Here is a 19,453-nt window from a genome sequence, read left to right as displayed (position 1 = left end):
TTTTTTTATGGTTGAATTGCTATGTGAACATCCAAACCAGCTTCATTTGTTGTGGTTGGAGGAATTCTTGAAGCTCCTTCAGGCTCAACGGCTGTACGTTTGTAAAATATCGAAAGTGTAACTTTTGAACTTAATGTATATTTTATTCTTGGTTCAATAATTGTTCTTGTTGTACCATCTTGCGGTTTTCCTTTTTCGCTAAATTCTTCAGTATCCATTTCAAAAATTACAACAGAGTTTTGCGCACTAGTGTATGATAAAGACATTTCGATATCATTCTTTAAATCCAAACCAAACATAGGAAGTGAAAATCCAGCTTTTGAAAAACTTGCCGTAATATTAATATCCCGTGTAAAAGATTCTGTAATATTTCTTGTTGTAATCCCGAGATCGAAACTTGATTTTGTTGAATATTTAACTGCACTTGTTAAGTTTCCGCCCCAAATATTATCAAATGTAACGTTCATACCAAGAAGTGGTGCAAAACCGTAATTAATTCTTTGTGTTTGAGTTTGTTTCTTTCCATCTGGATCAACTTTCCAACCTTCCGTATATGAAGAATTATATGCATGATTTAGCGATACTGATTTCGCAATTCCTTTTAGAAATTCAAACTTTTCCAAACCACGCCAATCCAATCGCCAATTTGCTCTAGGAATATATTTAGAAAATTCTTTTAAAATTGGAATATTTTCTAATAGCGGCATGCTCTCAAATCCATCTTCAAAAGCTTTTGCAATATTTTTATTTTTATCTGCTTGGTAAAGTTTATAAACTTCAGAAATTCCAGAGTTTGAAAAGAATATTGGTAAAAACATATAAGATTTATCCAAAGTTCCGGTTGAGGTGATATCATTAATTTGAACATTACCAAATTCATCTGTTGTAATTCTTGTGGTTTTATTCATTCCCCAACCGACATTCCAGTTTAAGCTTACTGTAGCTCCTTCCCATAAAGGTCTGGAAGTTTTAATATCAAAGGAGTTTTTTTCGGAAAAGTTATCCGATAAATTCCCATTTGGTGCGCGTGGACCAATATTTCTACTTAATCCAAGCATAAAAGATCTTGATGGTCCATTTTCATCAATTGATTGTAGCCCCCAAAAATTTGTAAATCCGGTTCCTTTAGCTTTAATTCCACTTCCACTTGCAGAAACAGATTGAGAAAAATCCATACTAATATTTTCATAGTCAAAAAATAACCATTTGGATGCGAGTTTTAAATAATTTAACGCAGTAGAAAAAATTGGTGTCCCCGGTTCGGTTTTAATAGAATCAATTTCTAATTCATCAACAACTAATTTTTCTTTTTTATTTTCATCTCTTCGTTCGTCTGTTTGTCCTTTTTCTATTTCTTCTTTTTCTGATTCTTCTTGTTCCGATTTTTCTGTTTCATCAGAATCTTCGCTTACAGTTTTTACATTTGACGGTTTCCTTACATTTCCTCTTGCTTGATTTCTTGCATTTGCATTTCCTGAAGTACCAACAACTTTCTCTTCCATGAACAATGGTGCGGTTAAGGATTTTAGTTTAATACTTAATCCAGCACGAATATTATTTGAAAATCCGCCGCTTCTACCCAATGTATCTTGCTTAAAATTATTCTGCCAATTATATGAATTTGTAAAACCAAGTGTAATATTCAAATATTTATTCAAATCCCATAACTGTGGTAATTTTGGATCAGTTTTTAGATTGAAGCTTTGCGTATAACTGTAATCTTTCCCGAAATATTGTCCATTTAAAATATCTCTCCAAACATCACTTTCCGGTCTGCCCAAATCATCAATAGTAAGTAAGTGTGCAAATGATGAGGCAACGTTTACATTGTATCCAATTCCTAAATTTAAAAGTCCACCTTCAGTAATTTTCCAATTGAATCCAAAATCTCTTTTTGCAGTAAAATCCCTTTGAGTATTTATTGCAGCACTTTCTTGCCGACTTAAACTTGCTGAGTTTCTTCGAGAAGCTGAAAGTCCCGTTGAAAATGTTTGGGGTGAAAAATAGATTTTTACATTTTTATAATCTTTAAATAGTTCAATTAAGCTTCCTAATAATGGAATATCTGCTGCAAAAATATAATTCTCTTTACTGAAGTTAAGTGCATATTTTCCGCTTCCGTTCCACTGCCATCCGCTCGAAAAAATCATTTGCGGATTTCTGCTGTATGTTTTATTAAAACTGAAAGAAAATTGTAAATTATTTATAATGTCTTCTATATACCAACTTTTGCTCGGCAATTTAAATTTAATGCTTGATAGCGACCAAGTATCTGAAATATTTAAAGATTGTGAAGTTTTTCTAATTGTTTCATCTGCAATATTTTGTGCTTCAGTTTCGCTTAAACCGTTTCTTGTTAATTTTTCAGTTTCTAACTTTACAGCTTCATCAACATTTATATCAGTTCCCGGCACATATAAAGGTTTAGAGACTGTTTCCGATCTAGCATAATTTACACTTAGACTGCTACCGGTTAAATTCCATGGAATGAATTTTAGCACATCCAAATTTACCGATCCGCTCCAGCTTGAATTATCAACTCGAGAGCCGAATCGTTGACTTAATTTATGAAAATATGGATCAGTTTTACTTGCGTTTAAACTCACAGTTAACAAATCTGCCAATTTAAATTGTGTTGAACCGCTGTATGCCATACCTGGAGTATCATCAGCGCCTAAAACTCTTAATTCATTAACCCAAATTTCACCGGAAACATCACCAGTAGTTATACCTTTATTGTTTGGATTAATTATTCCGAACGAAAAATAATTTACTTTAGTTAAAGATGGATTTCCTTTAACACCAAATGAATGACCAGCAAGTCCTTCAACAGCTTCTGAATAATATTCAGTAACATCTGTTCTTACTTGTTTAATAGCAGTTAATTTTTCAAATAATATTGAAATTTCACTCCAACCATTTTTTAAGGGATCACCTTTTGTAACCGGCATTCGATATTCATAAAAGTGCGAAGTATCAGTACCGAATCTAAAATAAACTTCCGTACCGTAATTATTTTCATCTTCATAATATGAAATTGATCCCGGCAGATCATTTTGATCACCGCGAATAAATAATTTCATTTCTTTATAGTCAAAAACATCAAGAGGTTTAAATAAATATTTTACAATTTCTCTATTCTCTCCATCTTTAAGTTTGCTAATGCTTAACTTTAATGCTTGTTCATTTTTATAAATAACTTCTTCAGTTTGAGTTCTATCTCGTTCTCTTGTAACTCCGGGAGGACTAATGTAACTTGGATCATCTTCATAATTGATAGTTGCAATTTCAAGTGTTGTATCATTCTCACTTACCTTACCTGGAATAATAACTTTCTGCCATTGATTTCCAACTAAATTCATTTCTGCAAATCTTACTCTCATAGTTGATTCAAGTCCACTCACCCAAAATCTAATTGCTTCAACTAATGTTAAAGTGGGGGTTCCAATCTGAGTTGTAGGTTGTCTCAACGGAATTCTGAATTGACGCCAATTTTTTTCACCAATTCCACTTATGAAAGGATTGTTTTGTTTTGAAGTATCGAGCGGAATTTCATATCTGAAATAACTATTAACTTTATCCAACGTATAATCTCTATCTTTTAAATCTTCAGCATCCGGAAGTCTTCCGCCAACATCGGTTAATTTTGCATTTCCCTCTGTACCATTAATTGTTGAATAATCAAAAGATCCCGGCGAATATGTAAAGTTATCATTACTTGGATCTCCATTTCCATCAACATCACCATAAAGTTCAATCTCTTGAGCATCTGTAAGTCCATCAAGTCCGGTATCTTCACCTTCATCAAGAATATCATTATTTGCAATTTTATCTTCTGTATCAAAAACATTGTTAGGTACAATGTCTTCACTAATTTGACCGAGATCAATGATAATCTTTTTATTTGGATCGGGAGCAATTACATCAACCCAAAATTCAATATATTCAACATTTTCTTCAACAAGATTTCCAGCTGAAGATGAAAGTCCGCGCATCATTCCGCCCCAATTTCTTTCTCGGTTGTCTAAATTAGGGTTATAATTATAGGTTCCTCTTCTGCTTGGATTGAAAATAAAATCCATAACTGTAATATCATTATCTTTTCTTGGCGCATCTTTCCTGTTACCCCAAATAGAATCGACTCTAATACTTGATGGGATTCTATTAAACCAGTAACTGTGGGCTTTGTGCTCCATAATTTCAGAATTTTCCAAATTCTCTAATCCGGGTATTGAATCCGGAATACTAATATCTTTCCAGCCGGTATAGTTAACTCCAATAGGTATAATTCTTTTTGCTCCTTCAAAATCATCAATGTAAGCAATGCTTTGGTCGTTATCACTTTTTATGTTACTCTTTTTTGTATTTGGATCCGGACTCATATAAGCAAATTCACCTTTAACATTGAAAGATGACATTTCTTTCGTTGAGATTAGATAATCCAATCCTTTTGTTAAAAATGGCAAATCAATTCCGGTTTGAAAATCCAAACCAAAAATAGAATTGTTTAGCGGCTCTTCACCAATTCTTACTTTGTCGCTAAGAGTGGTTTGATTTAAATTTAAATAAGAAAAACCAAATTTGGTTTTCTCGCTTACATCATAAATTCCTCTAAAACCTAAAAGTGTTTTTGATGCAAGTTGAAATAAATCATTTTTCTCGTAAGTAATTTTGAGATTAGCTCCTGGAACTAATGCATCTGCATTTCTAATTATTACTTGACCAATATTATAATCAACGCTATAATCAGTTCCATTTTCTAAAGGTCTTCCATCTAAACTTACTTTAACAGAATTTTCAACAACATTAAATCCGATATTATAAACAGATGATGCAGCAGCAGAATATTCACCAATAATAATAAATTTATCTTGTGCTTTATCATTTTTTGCATAAGTTACTGTAGTATCATAAACAGCTTGATATGCAAGTTCTTTTGCAAATGGAAAATCTCTTCCGAATGGCTGCAATTTTGGGAAAATTATTTCTCCGGTTTTTGTAAAAATTGTTCTGCCAGGATCAAAATCAAAAGCTCCATCGGGATTTCCTCCTCCACTTTCATCACTTAAATCTAACCCAAATGTTTCTAAAATATTTTTTCCTTCCAGTTCTCTAACTGGTTCTTGTCCCGGAACTTGATAATTAATATCTAATTTAAATCCTTCTTTGTTAACATCTCTTCCGCCAATTGGATAAATATTTTTTAATTGTAATTTCCAAGCTTCTTCAAAACTTCCTCCGGGTTGCAGATCTTCTGGCTTTACTAATTTCAAAACGATTACTGATGAAGTATCTGAAAATTCTTTTAAAAATTCTCCGTAATAATTGTCAACTGCTCCCGGTTCACCTTCAGTTCTATAAGCAACTGCAATTGCGTCTTCGGTATTAATTTGTGTTCTAAAACTTATAAAACCGGCATAAATATTTACATCATAATCCACACCTTCTATCATTCGAACGAATCTTCCTCCAATAATACTTTTACCTGGAATTGAATTTCCGGTAATTTCTCTAAGAGAATTTGGATAAAGTGTTAGCGAAGTATCCGATTCTCTTGGATCAAGATCAATATAGGCATTTGCTTTTTGCTCTTTACTAATATCAATTCTTTGTGATGTTGTTTTCCATACTTCAATTTCTTTAATTTTATATCTGTTATCTACAACGGGATTTGCATTTGCATAATATTTTTCGAATAAATTTAAAGTTGGATCAGCATAAGCTATATCAACAAAATAATGATTTGGAGAATAATCATATGCATGAATTTCAAATTCACTTTTTTGAGTTCCACCGGATACTGCAACTTCTTCAATTTCACTTTTCTTTTGTGATGCCAAAGCTGTTAAACTAAATGGTCCAAATTGAAATAATGCTTTTATTCCAAATAAAGCTTCACCGCCGCCAACTAATGGCGAAGTCTGTAAAGAAACATTTCCCGCTTCAACACTTTGAACAATTTCATCCTTATAACCTTTATAATTAAGCTTTAGCTGGTTCTCATATTCAAATGTTCTTTCTGTGTTCCAGTCAGCACCAATTGTTAATTTATCGCCAATTAAACCATTAACATTAATTTGAACTTGTTGTTTAAAATCTGGTTCATTTCTTGTATTTCCCAAAAGCGATGCAGTTACACCTTCTGTTGTTTCATTTCTCCAAGCTCCGTGAATATCAACCGCGCCTGAAATTTTTAAACTTATTTTAGGCGGGCCAAATATGCTTAAGATTCCTACACTTGGTAACGGAATTTCTATATTTGTAATATCTTTAATAAGTTGACCTAAATCATCAGCAGATTCTTTTAATTCATATTTATAACCTAAATTTTCCCAAGAACCTCTTTCAACATTTTTTAAACGCATTTCAATATATTCTTCAATCGGGATTTTTATTGGAAATCTTATTTCATTATTCGCAATAAATTCCCTTATTATAACAAAACTTCCGGTGGAATCTAATTCAACTGTTCTTTTCACAAATCTTTCAGATGGATAAGCGTAAAAGCCAATTTTTCTTTCCGGCTTTAAGGATAAAAATTTGTTATCTGTTCTTACATATTTAAAATTCTTTAAACGATAAGTTGAGTCAAGTTTCATCGAATCAAATTTGGTTGAATCATAATACATATTTGAAAAATTTAACGAATCAAATCTTGTAGTATCAGAGCCAAATAAATTTGTGGAATCGGAATCTTCTAGATGTAAATTACTAATGTCAGAAATAATTTCATCAAAATTTAAATTTTGGTTTTCACTTTCAAAATTCTTTGGTGAGTTTGAGTTGGCAGCAAATATAAAAGCAAAAGCTGATAATATTAAAACTACCAGAGATGCAAATGATATATTTATTTTATTTTTATTCTCTAAATTCAAATTGTACAAAAAGCCTAATAATTGAGAATTTTAATTATTGTAAAAAATTATGCTATAAAACCTCCTTTTTAATAGGAATGGAAAATTATCTATTTCAATATTAATTATCAACAAACGAATTAAATAGTCAAAAATATATGCCTATATTTTATGAATATCTTTTGGAACAGTATTAACGGATAAAATCTCAATAATTTTGCTGTGCTCAACGATTGCCGCACTTAATTTATTTCCTCTAAAAGCTCCAGTATCTATGTATAGTGCATGCGCGGATTTATCAATTTTTGCTTCTAGATTATGGGTATGTCCCACAATTTGAAGTTTACCTAAATCCAAAAGTTTATCCCTATTCCACATTACTCCATGATCTGATTCAATTTCATGATCGATAATTTCACCAAGTAAGTTTAAATCTTTTTTATAGCCGGTTTTAAGAAATTTTTTATAAAATGATGAAAAACCAGCATGTGTTATAAACGCATCTTCATGATTATACCAATACGGTTGTTGCTCAATAAATTCAATATGATCCCAAATTTTATCCGGTTCAAACTCATAAGCAGCTAAAGTTTCACCATTATCATTATGAATCCATGTTCTTGCAAAAATACTTCCGGGTGATTTAAAGAAATGCGTAAACATTAAATCATGATTACCTGGTGTAAATTTTATTCCGTTTTCTTTAACAAATTCAACTGATTCCAAACAATAATGTCCGCGGTCTAATAAATCACCAACAGAAAAAATTTCTGCGGAAGGATATAAATTTTTAATTTTTGAATACAATTCTTTTAGGGTGTAATAACATCCGTGGATATCGCCAATTACTGCAATCATATTTTCCTAAATATAATATGTTTCTTTAGCAAATTTAGTTAGTTCATCTCTAAATTTTGGGTGAGCAATTTTTATTAACGCTTTTACGCGTTCTTGAATGCTTTTACCAAAAAGATTTGCAACCCCGTACTCGGTTACAACAAAATGAACGTCACCTCTTGATGTAACTACCCCCGCCCCCGGTTTTAAAATTGGTACAATTCGAGAAATTTTTTCATCCTTAGTAGTTGATGGAAGTGCAATAATTGGTTTTCCTCCTTCTGAATGAGCCGCACCTCTAATAAAATCAACTTGTCCGCCAATGCCGCTATAAAATTTTGTTCCAATTGAATCTGAACAAACTTGACCGGTTAAATCAATTTCCAATGCAGAATTAATTGCAACCATTTTATTATTCTGAGCAATTATAAATGGATTATTAATATATTCTTGTGGATGAAATTCAAATATTGGATTATTATCTATAAAATTAAATGATCTTTTTGTGCCGAGAACAAAGCCGGCAATTATTTTCCCAGGATGTAAAGTTTTTTTCTCACCATTAATTACACCGGATTCAACCAAATCAATAATTCCATCGCTGAACATTTCCGTATGAATCCCTAAATCTTTATGATTTTTTAAATTCTTCATTACAGAATCCGGAATTGCACCAATTCCCATTTGAAGCGTTGATCCATCTTCAATCATTCCAGCAATATACTGACCAATTTTATCATAACTTGCCAACATATTTTGTGAAGTATTTGGATCAACTTGTGGAAGTTCCATTAATGGTTCACTTTGTTCAACAATAAAATCAATTTTGTTTAAATGAATAAAACTATTTCCTAAACCGCGCGGCATTTGATCATTAATTTGTGCAATTACTATTCTTGCTTTTTCAGCGGGAGTTTTAATATTTCCAACATCAATTCCATAACTGCAAAATCCATGTTCATCAGGCGGAGAAACATTTATTAAAGCAATATCCGGAACAATTACTCCACGTTTAAACAACATTGTAACTTCTGAAAGAAAAATTGGAATAAATTCTGCTCTTCCTTCGTTTACTGATTTTCTTGCATTTCCGCCAATGAAAAAAGCTTTATGAGTAAAATGTTTTTCCATTCCCGGAGCTAAGTAAGGAAGATCGCCAACAATTAAAATATGATATAATAATACATCGCTAAGTTCATCTTTTTTTCTAACTAAGGCTTTTATAAGTTCCATCGGCGCTGCGCAGCCGGGTTGAATTACAATTTTATCACCGGATTTTACAACTTTAAGCGCATCATCTGAAGAAAAAACTTTTGACTTATATTTTTCTCGCCAAGTAACTTTTTGTGTTCTATTTAATATTTCTGATGTCATTTTTTTACTTTTTAATTCGTTGAAAAAATATGAAGCCTACGATATTCAAGATCAAATGTTTCTGCAATAACTTCATTAGTGCAAGTTCCCATATATGTGCAAACACCTCTTGATAATCCCAAATCTCCTAATAAGGCGTTAGATAAGCCATTATCGGCAATGTTCATAATGTATTCAAGAGAAGCATTTGTTAAACCATAACTTGCAGTTCTAGCAACAAGTGCGGGAATATTTGGAACACAATAATGAATTACATCGTGTTTGATAAAAATTGGATCTGATAAAGTAGTTGGGTAACTCGTTTCAACACAACCTCCTTGATCAATTGAAACATCAACAATTACTGAACCTTTTTTCATTGACTTTACCATTTCTTCAGTAATTATATTTGGAGATTTTTCACCTTTAATTTGAACTGCACCGATAAATAAATCGGCAAATTTAATTCCTCTAGCAATTGTTAAAGGATTTGCAACAACTGTGGTAATATTTTTTGAAACTGAATTTTCAATTCTTCTTAATCTTCGCAAATCTGTATCCAAAACAATTACTTGTGCACCTAATGAATATGCAGTTCGGGCGGCATTAAATCCAACAACGCCAGCGCCAAGAATTACAACTGCAGCAGGTGCAACACCAGGAATTCCTCCTAATAAAATTCCTCTTCCGGATGGTACATCACTCTTTAAATATTTACTTCCAATTTGAATTGCAAGCTGACCGGCAATTTCACTAATTGTTTGTAATACCGGCAGTTGATCATTTTTTTCAATTAATTCATAACTAATTGCAACAGCTTTTTTTTCAATCAATTTTTCCATAATATTTTTTTTACCGACAGATAAATGCAAAAAAGAAAATATTATTTGATTTTCTTGAATTAAATTTGCTACTTCGTCAGTTAGCGGTGTAACTTTTGCAATTAGTTCCGCACGCTGAAAAACTTCTTCTGGACTGTAAACGATAGCTGCCCCAACATTAACATAATCTTGATCAGTAAAATGACTCCCAATTCCGGCTTGAGTTTCAATAAAAATTGAATGTCCCGCTTTTACTAATGCATCAACTCCGGCTGGAGCAATGGCAACTCTTTTTTCTTCTCTTAATGTTTCTTTTGGAATTCCGATTCTCATATAAAAATTTTTATTTAGTTATATATCAAAATAAATAGAATTTGCAGTCAAATCAAAAGTTTTTTAATTCTTTCAAAATTATAAGTTATTTGGGTAAAAAGAATTATCCAACCGGTGTTAAAGCATTTTTTCCATTAAAAACATTTATAATGTTATTTGCAGCAAGCTCTGCCATTTTATTTCTTGTTTCCAAAGTTGCGCTGCCAATATGAGGAAGTAGTACAACATTATTTAATTTGAAAAGAAATTTATTTAATTTTGGTTCATTTTCGTAAACATCAAAACCAGCTGAAAATATTTTTTTATTTTTCAATAAATAAATCAAATATTTCTCATCAATAATTTCACCACGAGCAGTATTTATAACTATTGCAGTAGGCTTTAGTAAATCTAATTTATCTTTACTCAGTAAATTTTTTGTTTCGGAATTTAACGGAAGGTGAATTGAGATTATATCCGATTCTTTCAACAATTTTTCAAGTGAAACTTTATTTGCGTTTAACTCTTTCTCAAAATCCAATTTTTTATTTTTTGAATAATATAAAATTTCACAGCCGAAAGATTTCATTCGTTTTGCAGTAGCTTGTCCAATTCTTCCCGCACCTACAATTCCTACCATTTTTCCGGTAAGTTGAATTCCAAGAAAAAGTTGTGGTTCCCACCCTTTAAATTTTTTCATTCGAACAAAATTTTCTGCTTCAATTATTTTCCTTGAGCAAGTTAGAATTAATGAAACTGCAATTTCTGCCGTAGCATCGGTTAAAACATCCGGAGTGTTTGTAACAACAATTCCCTTTTGTTTAGCATAACAAATATCAATATTATTAAAGCCAACGGCGTAGTTTGCAATAATTTTACATTTTGGCAATTGATCAATAATTTCTTGATCAAACTTATCGGAAAGAACCGAAATTATTCCATCTGCATCTTTGCAAAATTTTATTAATTCAGTTCGAGTTAAATTTCTATTTGAAGAAAATTCCTTAACAATAATATTATTTTTTAATAGCAATTCTTTTGCAATTGAAGGAAGTTTTTTTGTGGTTACAACTTTCATATTATCCAAATAATAATCTTACTATAAATATTGCACCAATAACTCCGGCAATATCTGCAATTAAACCGGCAGCAAGTGCGTGACGAATTTTTCTAATATTTACTGCTCCAAAGTAAACTGCAATTACATAAAATGTAGTTTCGGAGCTTCCGAAAAATGTTGAAACTAAAATTCCAATCATTGAATCCGGACCATGAGTAGCAATAATTTCAGCCATAACACCTAAAGAACCGGAACCGGAAAGAGGGCGCATTAAAGCCATTGGCAATGCTTCAGCCGGCATTCCAATTAAATTTGTAATTGGAGTTAAAATGTAAATCAACATTTCCATTGCTCCACCGGCTCTAAAAATTCCAATTGCAACAAGCATTGCAACTAAATAAGGAATTATTCTGATTGCAACATTAAATCCTTCTTTAGCCCCTTCAATAAACATTTCATAAATTTTAACTTTTTTAATTGCACCATAACCAATAAAAATAAAAATCAACATAGGAATTGCAAGAATGGAAATAATTTGAATAATTGTTTTGAATAACTCCGGATTTAGAAAACTTAAATAGCTCATAACTGTAGTTGCTAAACCAGAAATAGCTAAAACAAAAATTAAAATTAGTGCTAAAGAAAAAATTGTTATACTCTTTTTACTTGATTTTAGTAAACCGGAAATTCCACCATCTTTAAGTGGAAATTTTTCTAAAATTTTTGCGGATGTAATTCCCGCAATTGTTGCGCAAGATGCACCAAATACTGAAGTCCCGATAATAATCGCCGGATCGCTGCTTCCAGAAGCTGCTCTAACCGCAATTGCTGTTGCGGGAATTAGAGTTAACCCGGCTGTATTTACAGCTAAAAATGTACACATTGCATCTGTGGCAACACCTTTATTCGGATTTAATTTGTCAAGTTCTTCCATTGCTTTTAACCCAAATGGGGTTGCTGCATTTCCAAGTCCGAGCATATTTGCAGCCATATTCATTATCATTGCACCCATTGCTGGATGATCTTGAGGCACTGAAGGAAATAGAAATTTTGTAATTGGTTTCATAACGTTTGCAATAATTTTTATTAGCCCAGCTTCTTCTGCAACTTTCATAACACCAAGCCATAAAGTCATAATTCCAATTAATCCTAAAGCAATATCAACAGCAATTCCAGCATAATCCAAAGCTGAATTTGTTACTTCCTTCATTTTTGCAAACGATATATTTTCTAAAACTAAATCTGCTGAAAATGTTTTGGAATTTATTTTATTTCCAATAAATATTTCTCCCGTTAAATCATCATCTTTCCCGGATATTTTTGCCATCTTTTTCCAAAACTCCGGAGTGTTTTCATCAACTTTTATAAATATTAAGCCAGATTTTTTTTCATCGGAGAAAGTCAATGAAGCTTCTTGTTCAATATCAGTTTGACTTTCAGTCTTATAGAATGAATTAAATTTTTCTTTTGGAATTATAATTTTAACTTGAGTTTTTCCAGATTTATAATTTCCGGATGAATCTTCCAAAATTATTTGTGAAGATAATTTTACATTATTCTGATACTTGTTTTCGGATTTTTCAATTATGTCCGTTGTTAATGCAACACCAATTCCCAACATTAATAAAGCAAGCCAAACATAATTTAGCATTTCGAACTCCTTGATTTTAGAGAAGAAAAATTGAAATTTGCGTTACAAGTTATAAATTATTACAATAATTTAACATCAACATTTTTAGAAATATTTTAAGAAATAAAATGAAAATTGCAATTTGTCAATTTAGCCCAAGCTGGAACAATAAAGAAGAAAGTATTTTATCAATTGAAAAATTAATTTCTAATTTGGAAAAAGGAACCGAGTGTTTAATTTTTCCAGAAATGACTCTAACCGGCTTCACAATGGATGCGAAAGCAAATGCCGAAGAAATTGACGGAACCGGAATTACATATTTTCTCAAACTTGCGCGAAGAAAAAAATTAGAAATTATTGCCGGAATTATTGAAAAAGAAAATTCCAAATTTTATAATTCTCTATATCACATTAATTCTTGGGGAATAATTCAAGCTGTGTATAGAAAAATTCATCCGTTTACTTTAGCAAAAGAAAATGAAAATTATTCTGCGGGCAATGAAATTGTTGTTTCAACAATTAATATGAATAAAATTGGACTTTCAATTTGTTACGATTTAAGATTTCCAGAATTGTTTAGAATGAATACTAAACAAGGAGCGGAAATTTTAATTAATATTGCAAATTGGCCTATTAAAAGAATTGAACATTGGAAAACTTTATTAAAAGCTCGTGCAATTGAAAATCAATGTTTTGTTATTGGAGCCAATAGAATTGGGACTGATCCGTACTTTGAATATAACGGATGTTCTGCTGTTTTTAATGCAATGGGCGAAGAATTGGTTTTAGCTGAAAATGAAGAAAAATTAATTTATTGCGAAATCGACTTGAATGAAGTTAAAACAATTAGAGAAAAATTACCATTTTTGGGTGATATGAAATTGATATAAAATTATTCTCAAACTATTCAACTCCGAATAATTTTTTAATTTCATTTTCTGCAATTGTTTTTTGAATTTGTTCTTCGGAAATATTTTTTCTCTTTAAAATTAGTTTTGCAAAATCCTCACTCTTAATTGTTTCGCAGCTATTCACTTTTGCATAATTATTAATTTTTGAATCAGAACTTACAACAACTAATAATTTAGGATTTTTAGAATTGTCAATTTCTTTTATTATTTCGGAATCAGCTGATTTATTATTTGAATAAATTATTTTCATTTTTGCCGAAGAAATCGGATCATTTTCAAATCCATCAAAGTGTAGATGAACTTTAACTTTTTTATCAGAAAAATATTTATCAAGAATTTTGGCAAGATTTTGTCGTGATTGATTTTTAGTTTTTTGATGAATATTCTGAACGGATTTAATTTTACCGATTAAATTATTTCCATCAATTAAATAAATTTTCATTAATAATTATCTTCCTGAATTCCATCCGCCGGTTTTTGTTACTTTAACATCACGCAATTCCGGGGCTTTCATTCTTATCTCGAATCTAAATCCTGTGTAAGTGCCAATTGGATTCCAGCTAAAATTCATTTCCCAACATTCTAAATCTCTGTAAACCGTAATTCGCGGCGCGGCAATTTCATCTCTTTGAAAATCATAATTTCCCATAATTCCGAATTTCCAATTTTTTGTAAGATTGAACCCGAGATTAATTCCGAGATTTGAATTTACTTCACCTGGTGCCGGCGTTGGTTTTGAAAAATTATATGTGTAATTCAAACTTAAATTCCACGGAATTGAAAAATCTGTATCTTGTTCATCATATAAACCAACATTATCTTTTTTCTTAAATGCCGCAAATTCTTCTTCGTTCTCATCAATCTTTTTTCCAGTTCTGTTTTCACCGGAAAGTTTTTCACCGGAAAGAGTTGTAGAAAATGAAAACTGCAAGCGGGTTAATCTTAGCAAGCCTTTCCCGTTTTCAGCAAGATATTGATTGATTCTTTGCCCGTCTATATAATCATAAAAAGTATAACTTGATGAGCCGGAAAAATTTATGAGATTGCTAATATTTGTTCTGTAATTTAAATTTAAATCGGAAAGTTTATTGCTATCTGCCGCAAAATTATAACCGGTAGAAACATCAAAATTTAATAATGTAATTTTTTTCGCTTCTGAGGTTGTGTCTGTTGGATCTTTCATAGTTTTCATTTCAAAAACATTGCCTAAAGAAAAATTAATACTCTGCGATTCTCCTCTGCTTGCGCCACCAAATACTTCATTTGCATACGGATCATATTTTACAATTGTTCCATCTGTTTTTGTATAAGAATCATAATAACCCCATTTCGCATCGGAGAAATCCGGAGCATAATTGTATGAAATACTTGGAATTAGTGTATGACGAAAAGCATCAATTCCCAACAATTGCGGTTGAAACATTCCATACAATTTTGTTGAAGTTCCCAAACTAAAACGGAATGTACGAATCATATTAATTTCATGTTTATCTTTTGAAATTACAGTATCTTGATCACTTGTTTTATAAAATGAATTTAACAAACTCGGAGAATTTGAAATATCTTGAACAGTTTCAACAACATAATTTGTTTTTTTGTTATACCATTTTTCTACATAACTTAAACTTGGAGTAATATTAAAATAGCTAAATTTTGGAGATGCACTAACAGAAATATTATGTTGAATTCCGCCTCGAATTTTTAGATTATTATCAATTTTATTTCTGTTATTTCTAAATTGTGCTGAATAATTATAGCCGATATACTCATACCATTTTTGATTACTCGGAGTACTTGTTTCACTTTTAAATGGATAGCTTTGCGATTTATTAAAACTTAAACTTGGCAAAATTTCTGTAATATCACCGGTTTTTAAATTTTGAGTTCTGCTATAATTTATATTAATACTATTACCGCTTTCATCCCATCTTTTTGTTAATGTAGCATTGGAACTTACATTTTGTCTTAAAAGATCATCATAACTTGAGCTGTTATTTGTTAAGTAAGAACTGGATTGAAAATTTAAATTCGCCGATAAATTCAAAGTTGGTGTAAAAGTTTGATTATGGGATAATGAAATATTCCAATCCGTACTTCTTTTTTTATCGGGGTCATTATCTTCGCCAACTAAAACTTTAGAATAACCGGCATTTAAACTTCCGTTTAGATCATATCTTTTTGCATATCTAAATCTGCTTCTTAAACCATAACCGCCGCGCATATAATAATCTGAGTTTAAAGTCAAATCCATATAATCACTAATTGCAAAAAAGTAACCGAAATTTCTAAAGTATTGACCTTTATCTTTCACATATCCATAATTTGGTGCAATTAAACCGGAACGTCTCCCCTTTTCATTTGGGAAAACTGCGAAAGGAATTGGTATTGGAACCGGTACTCCGCCAATATGCATGAATATCCATTTAGCAATAATTTTATCTTTCTGAATAACTTTCATTTCTTCAGCAGTAAAGTGGGTATGCGGTGTATCACTTTCGCAAGTTGTGAACATTCCTTCTTCAACAAAATAAGTGTTCTTATCAACTTTGCTTACATTTTTACCTTCGTATCTTGAATCTTCTTTTTTGTTTTTTGCCGCAGAAATAAATCCCTTTTTAGTTTTGAAATTATAACGAAGTTTTGTTCCTTCGTAATTTTCATCGCCTTCTTTTAAAACCGGAGTTTGTGCCAAACCATTTACTGCATTTGTATCTGAAGAATCAATTATTCCTTCTGCTTCCAAATCATTTGTTTCAAAATTTACATTTATTTTTCCGCCGTTTAATGTTGTTTGCTTGTACTTTATTTCACCATTTCCGTAAATCTGCATTTTTTTATTTGGAATGTTAAACATCAGCGAATCCGTTGCACTGCTGTAAACTATATCATTAATTTCGTTTGAGTTTGATTTTGCAGAATCGGAATCAATTATTTGATTTGAGATTTGCGAAGTGTCAATTTTCGAAATTGAAGAAAGTGAATCAACATTTTGTGCAAATAAATTGCAAAACGTAATTCCCAAAATAAATACAAATAAAGCTTTCTTCATTTTCAGATTAGTTAACTAATAAATTCATGTATCAATAATTATTTTACAATAATCAAAATATTGAAAATAATTTAATCATAAAATACTAATGAAGAAGCGCCTTTTATTCCGGCATTATTTTTTAATTCAGCCGGATAAATTTCAATTCTAGGTTTTAATGAAGTTAATACTCTTGATTTTAGAGATTCCTTCGCCGCTTCAAATAATGGCTTACCAAATCCGGAAACTCCACCGCCAATAATAATATTGCAAATATCAAGAATGTTTACTATTGATGCTAATCCATGACCTAAAGTTACACCCAAATAATTTATATAATCTTTAGAAAATTTATCGCCAAGAAGCGATGCCTCATGTATCGTTTGAGGAGTAAGATTATTTAAATCATTATTTACTAACTTAAATATTTTCGAATCTTTATTAGCATTTAATTTTTCTTTAACATCTTTTATAAAATAATTGTTTCCCAAATATGCTTCCAAACATCCAATTGAACCACAATTACATTTTACTCCGTTATGATCAATAGTAACATGACCAATTTCTCCGGCTCCACCAGTATCACCTCTAAATAATTTGTTATTGATAATTATTCCACCGCCAACACCGGTTCCAAGTGTAATCATAATAAAACTTCTTAAATTTTTTCCGGCTCCGTATATTAATTCTCCAATTGCTGCGGCATTTGCATCATTTTCTACAAATGTGGGAATAGAAAATTCTTTACTTATAATTTTTCCAAGATGAACTTTTCCCCAACCCGGTAAATTCGGAGGATTCTCCACAGTTCCTTTTTTTAATGAAACTACTCCGGGTGATCCAATTCCTATTCCTTCAATTAAATTTTTATTTCCTTTAAGCAATGTGGAAATACCTTTCTTAATTTGTCCCAAAGATTTTTCAACGCCTTCTTCAGCAAGTGTGGGAATTGAAATTTTCTTAATAATTTTTCCTTCTTCGGTAACTATTCCAATTTTTATTTTTGTACCGCCTAAATCAACTCCAACTGCATATTTAATTTTCATAAAATTCTCTGTTAATTAAAAGATTTATCTATAATTGTTAATGGACTTGGATAAGTTAAATCACCAATTTGAGTTCCTAAAACCGGTTCTGCAACTATTTTAATATTTGAAGGTGAACCTTTTGCACCGCCCAAATTTAATGCAAGATTTATAAGATTATTTAAACCATCACCGCTAAAAAATTCAAGTAAATCCAATTTCATTTCCAAAGGAATTGTTGTTGAATTTTCTATTGCCGGAACTGAAATCGGTTTTGTAATATTACCGGAAATTGTTTTTTTATCATTTATGTAAAGAGTCCATGGAAATGATTTTAAAGAAATATCCGCAATTAAATTTGAACTAGATTTATTGGGATTTTGAGCCAAAATATTTACTGTAAAAGTAACCGGAAAATTTCCCGAAACAACTTGCGATGTTAATTTAAGAATATCAGTTGTTGCAAAATCGTTTAATTGTGTTTTTTCTGAAATTAATAAATTCCCAACTTTAAAATTATTTACTGCTCCAAGTTTAAATTTCAATTTAGATAAATTTGTAAGTGAATTAAAAAAACTGCACGCTGAAAACATTGCAGTTAATAAAACAAAAAGTATAAATCTTTTATTCATCATTTTAACTTTGATTCCTCAATTTTTTCCAAAATAATTTGAGCAACTTTTAATGCTTCTAATCCGTCTGCTCCGCTAACAACTGGTCGTTTATTATCCAAAACTGAATCAACAAATAAATGAAGTTCATGTTTTAAAGCATTTACTTCTTTAATTTCCGGTTGTTCATAAATTACGGATTTTTTGTTTTCACCAACTCCAATTTCTCCGAAAGATAGAAAATGTTCGAGATTCATATCATTTGGAGAAATTAATCTAAACACCTCAGAAACCCCGGAATTAAAATCAACAGATATATAAGAATCTTTTTGGAACATTCTCATTTTTCTCATTTTCTTCTGAGAAATTCTGCTTGCAGTTACATTTGCAATTGCACCATTTTCAAATTCAATTCTTGCATTTGCAATATCAATACTTTCAGAAACAACCGCAACACCACTTGCTCTTACATCACTAACCTTACTTTTAATCAAACTTAAAATTATATCAATATCGTGGATCATAAGATCCAGCACAACCGCAACATCAGTCCCGCGCGGATTGAATTGTGCCAATCTATCAGTTTGAATAAATTTTGGATCGAGGTGATATTTTTCCAAACTTAAGAGAGCGGAATTAAATCTTTCGATATGACCAACTTGAAGTTTAAGATTTTTTTCTTCAGCAATTTTCACAACTTCTTCTGCTTGTGGAATTGTACTTGTTATTGGTTTTTCCACAAAAACGTGAACATTTTTTTCGAATGCTTTTTTAATTAATTCATAATGCGCGCTTGTAGTGGCAACTATTGAAACCGCTTCGACCGAAGATAAAAATTCTTCTAAATTATTAAAACAATTTGTATGATTTTCTTCTGCAACAATTTTTGCCGCATCTAAATTTAAATCATAAACTCCAACTAAATTTGCTCTCGGAACTTCTTTAATTAATTTTGTGTGAATTTTTCCTAAGTGTCCGGTTCCTAGAATTCCAACTTTAAGGGTTTTCATT

At 31.1% G+C, this 19,453-nt stretch carries 12 protein-coding genes; 1 reads left to right on the top strand and 11 read right to left on the bottom strand.

Going from position 1 to position 19,453, the window contains the following annotated elements; all coding sequences use genetic code 11:
* Positions 1-5: 5 nt before the first annotated feature.
* From sprA to IPM32_11645, 6 genes are all read right to left on the bottom strand, one after another.
* Positions 6-6,884: a cell surface protein SprA gene (sprA, locus tag IPM32_11670; GenBank protein MBK8945913.1), complete on the bottom strand. Its 6,879-nt coding sequence runs from the start codon at positions 6,882-6,884 to the stop codon at positions 6-8.
* A gap of 132 nt (positions 6,885-7,016) precedes the next feature.
* Complete coding sequence (locus IPM32_11665) at positions 7,017-7,712, bottom strand: metallophosphoesterase (protein ID MBK8945912.1); 696 nt, start codon at positions 7,710-7,712, stop codon at positions 7,017-7,019.
* A gap of 6 nt (positions 7,713-7,718) precedes the next feature.
* Complete coding sequence (locus IPM32_11660) at positions 7,719-9,065, bottom strand: acetyl-CoA hydrolase/transferase family protein (GenBank protein MBK8945911.1); 1,347 nt, start codon at positions 9,063-9,065, stop codon at positions 7,719-7,721.
* Positions 9,066-9,076: 11 nt separating this feature from the next.
* The gene (locus IPM32_11655; GenBank protein MBK8945910.1) at positions 9,077-10,198 is read right to left on the bottom strand and encodes an alanine dehydrogenase; all 1,122 of its coding nucleotides are present in this window, start codon (positions 10,196-10,198) and stop codon (positions 9,077-9,079) included.
* A gap of 103 nt (positions 10,199-10,301) precedes the next feature.
* Positions 10,302-11,255 carry a D-glycerate dehydrogenase gene (locus IPM32_11650; protein ID MBK8945909.1) on the bottom strand — a complete coding sequence of 318 codons (954 nt, stop codon included), beginning with the start codon at positions 11,253-11,255 and terminating at the stop codon, positions 10,302-10,304.
* Position 11,256: 1 nt separating this feature from the next.
* Positions 11,257-12,888, bottom strand: coding sequence for a spore maturation protein (locus IPM32_11645; protein ID MBK8945908.1), 1,632 nt, complete (start codon positions 12,886-12,888; stop codon positions 11,257-11,259).
* Positions 12,889-12,995: 107 nt separating this feature from the next.
* Here IPM32_11645 and IPM32_11640 point away from each other — a divergent pair, with 107 nt between their 5' ends.
* Entirely contained in the window at positions 12,996-13,757 is a 762-nt protein-coding gene (locus IPM32_11640) for a hypothetical protein (protein MBK8945907.1), read from the top strand.
* Positions 13,758-13,770: 13 nt separating this feature from the next.
* Here the strand turns inward: IPM32_11640 and IPM32_11635 are convergent, their stop codons facing one another.
* From IPM32_11635 to IPM32_11615, 5 genes are all read right to left on the bottom strand, one after another.
* On the bottom strand, positions 13,771-14,220 hold the full coding sequence (locus IPM32_11635) for an NYN domain-containing protein (protein ID MBK8945906.1): 450 nt from the start codon (positions 14,218-14,220) through the stop codon (positions 13,771-13,773).
* A gap of 6 nt (positions 14,221-14,226) precedes the next feature.
* Entirely contained in the window at positions 14,227-16,827 is a 2,601-nt protein-coding gene (locus tag IPM32_11630) for an LPS-assembly protein LptD (GenBank protein ID MBK8945905.1), read from the bottom strand.
* A gap of 71 nt (positions 16,828-16,898) precedes the next feature.
* Complete coding sequence (locus IPM32_11625) at positions 16,899-17,852, bottom strand: ROK family protein (GenBank protein ID MBK8945904.1); 954 nt, start codon at positions 17,850-17,852, stop codon at positions 16,899-16,901.
* A gap of 11 nt (positions 17,853-17,863) precedes the next feature.
* Complete coding sequence (locus tag IPM32_11620; protein MBK8945903.1) at positions 17,864-18,466, bottom strand: hypothetical protein; 603 nt, start codon at positions 18,464-18,466, stop codon at positions 17,864-17,866.
* Positions 18,463-19,452, bottom strand: a complete 990-nt coding sequence (locus IPM32_11615) for a Gfo/Idh/MocA family oxidoreductase (GenBank protein ID MBK8945902.1) — start codon at positions 19,450-19,452, stop codon at positions 18,463-18,465. The genes IPM32_11620 and IPM32_11615 overlap by 4 nt, the downstream gene beginning before the upstream one ends.
* Position 19,453: the final 1 nt, after the last annotated feature.

The sequence above is a fragment of the Ignavibacteriota bacterium genome, assembly GCA_016716225.1.
In the GTDB taxonomy this organism is placed as follows: Bacteria; Bacteroidota; Ignavibacteria; order Ignavibacteriales; family Melioribacteraceae.
Note: the sequence above shows the minus strand (reverse complement) of the source record. Positions and strands in the feature narration are given on the sequence as shown.

Coding starts and splice junctions, on each gene's coding strand:
- IPM32_11665 (MBK8945912.1), bottom strand. CDS start 7,712: ATGATTGCAGTAATTGGCGATATCCACGGATGTTATTACACCCTAAAA.
- IPM32_11660 (MBK8945911.1), bottom strand. CDS start 9,065: ATGACATCAGAAATATTAAATAGAACACAAAAAGTTACTTGGCGAGAA.
- IPM32_11655 (MBK8945910.1), bottom strand. CDS start 10,198: ATGAGAATCGGAATTCCAAAAGAAACATTAAGAGAAGAAAAAAGAGTT.
- IPM32_11650 (MBK8945909.1), bottom strand. CDS start 11,255: ATGAAAGTTGTAACCACAAAAAAACTTCCTTCAATTGCAAAAGAATTG.
- IPM32_11645 (MBK8945908.1), bottom strand. CDS start 12,888: ATGCTAAATTATGTTTGGCTTGCTTTATTAATGTTGGGAATTGGTGTT.
- IPM32_11640 (MBK8945907.1), top strand. CDS start 12,996: ATGAAAATTGCAATTTGTCAATTTAGCCCAAGCTGGAACAATAAAGAA.
- IPM32_11635 (MBK8945906.1), bottom strand. CDS start 14,220: ATGAAAATTTATTTAATTGATGGAAATAATTTAATCGGTAAAATTAAA.
- IPM32_11630 (MBK8945905.1), bottom strand. CDS start 16,827: ATGAAGAAAGCTTTATTTGTATTTATTTTGGGAATTACGTTTTGCAAT.
- IPM32_11625 (MBK8945904.1), bottom strand. CDS start 17,852: ATGAAAATTAAATATGCAGTTGGAGTTGATTTAGGCGGTACAAAAATA.
- IPM32_11620 (MBK8945903.1), bottom strand. CDS start 18,466: ATGATGAATAAAAGATTTATACTTTTTGTTTTATTAACTGCAATGTTT.
- IPM32_11615 (MBK8945902.1), bottom strand. CDS start 19,452: ATGAAAACCCTTAAAGTTGGAATTCTAGGAACCGGACACTTAGGAAAA.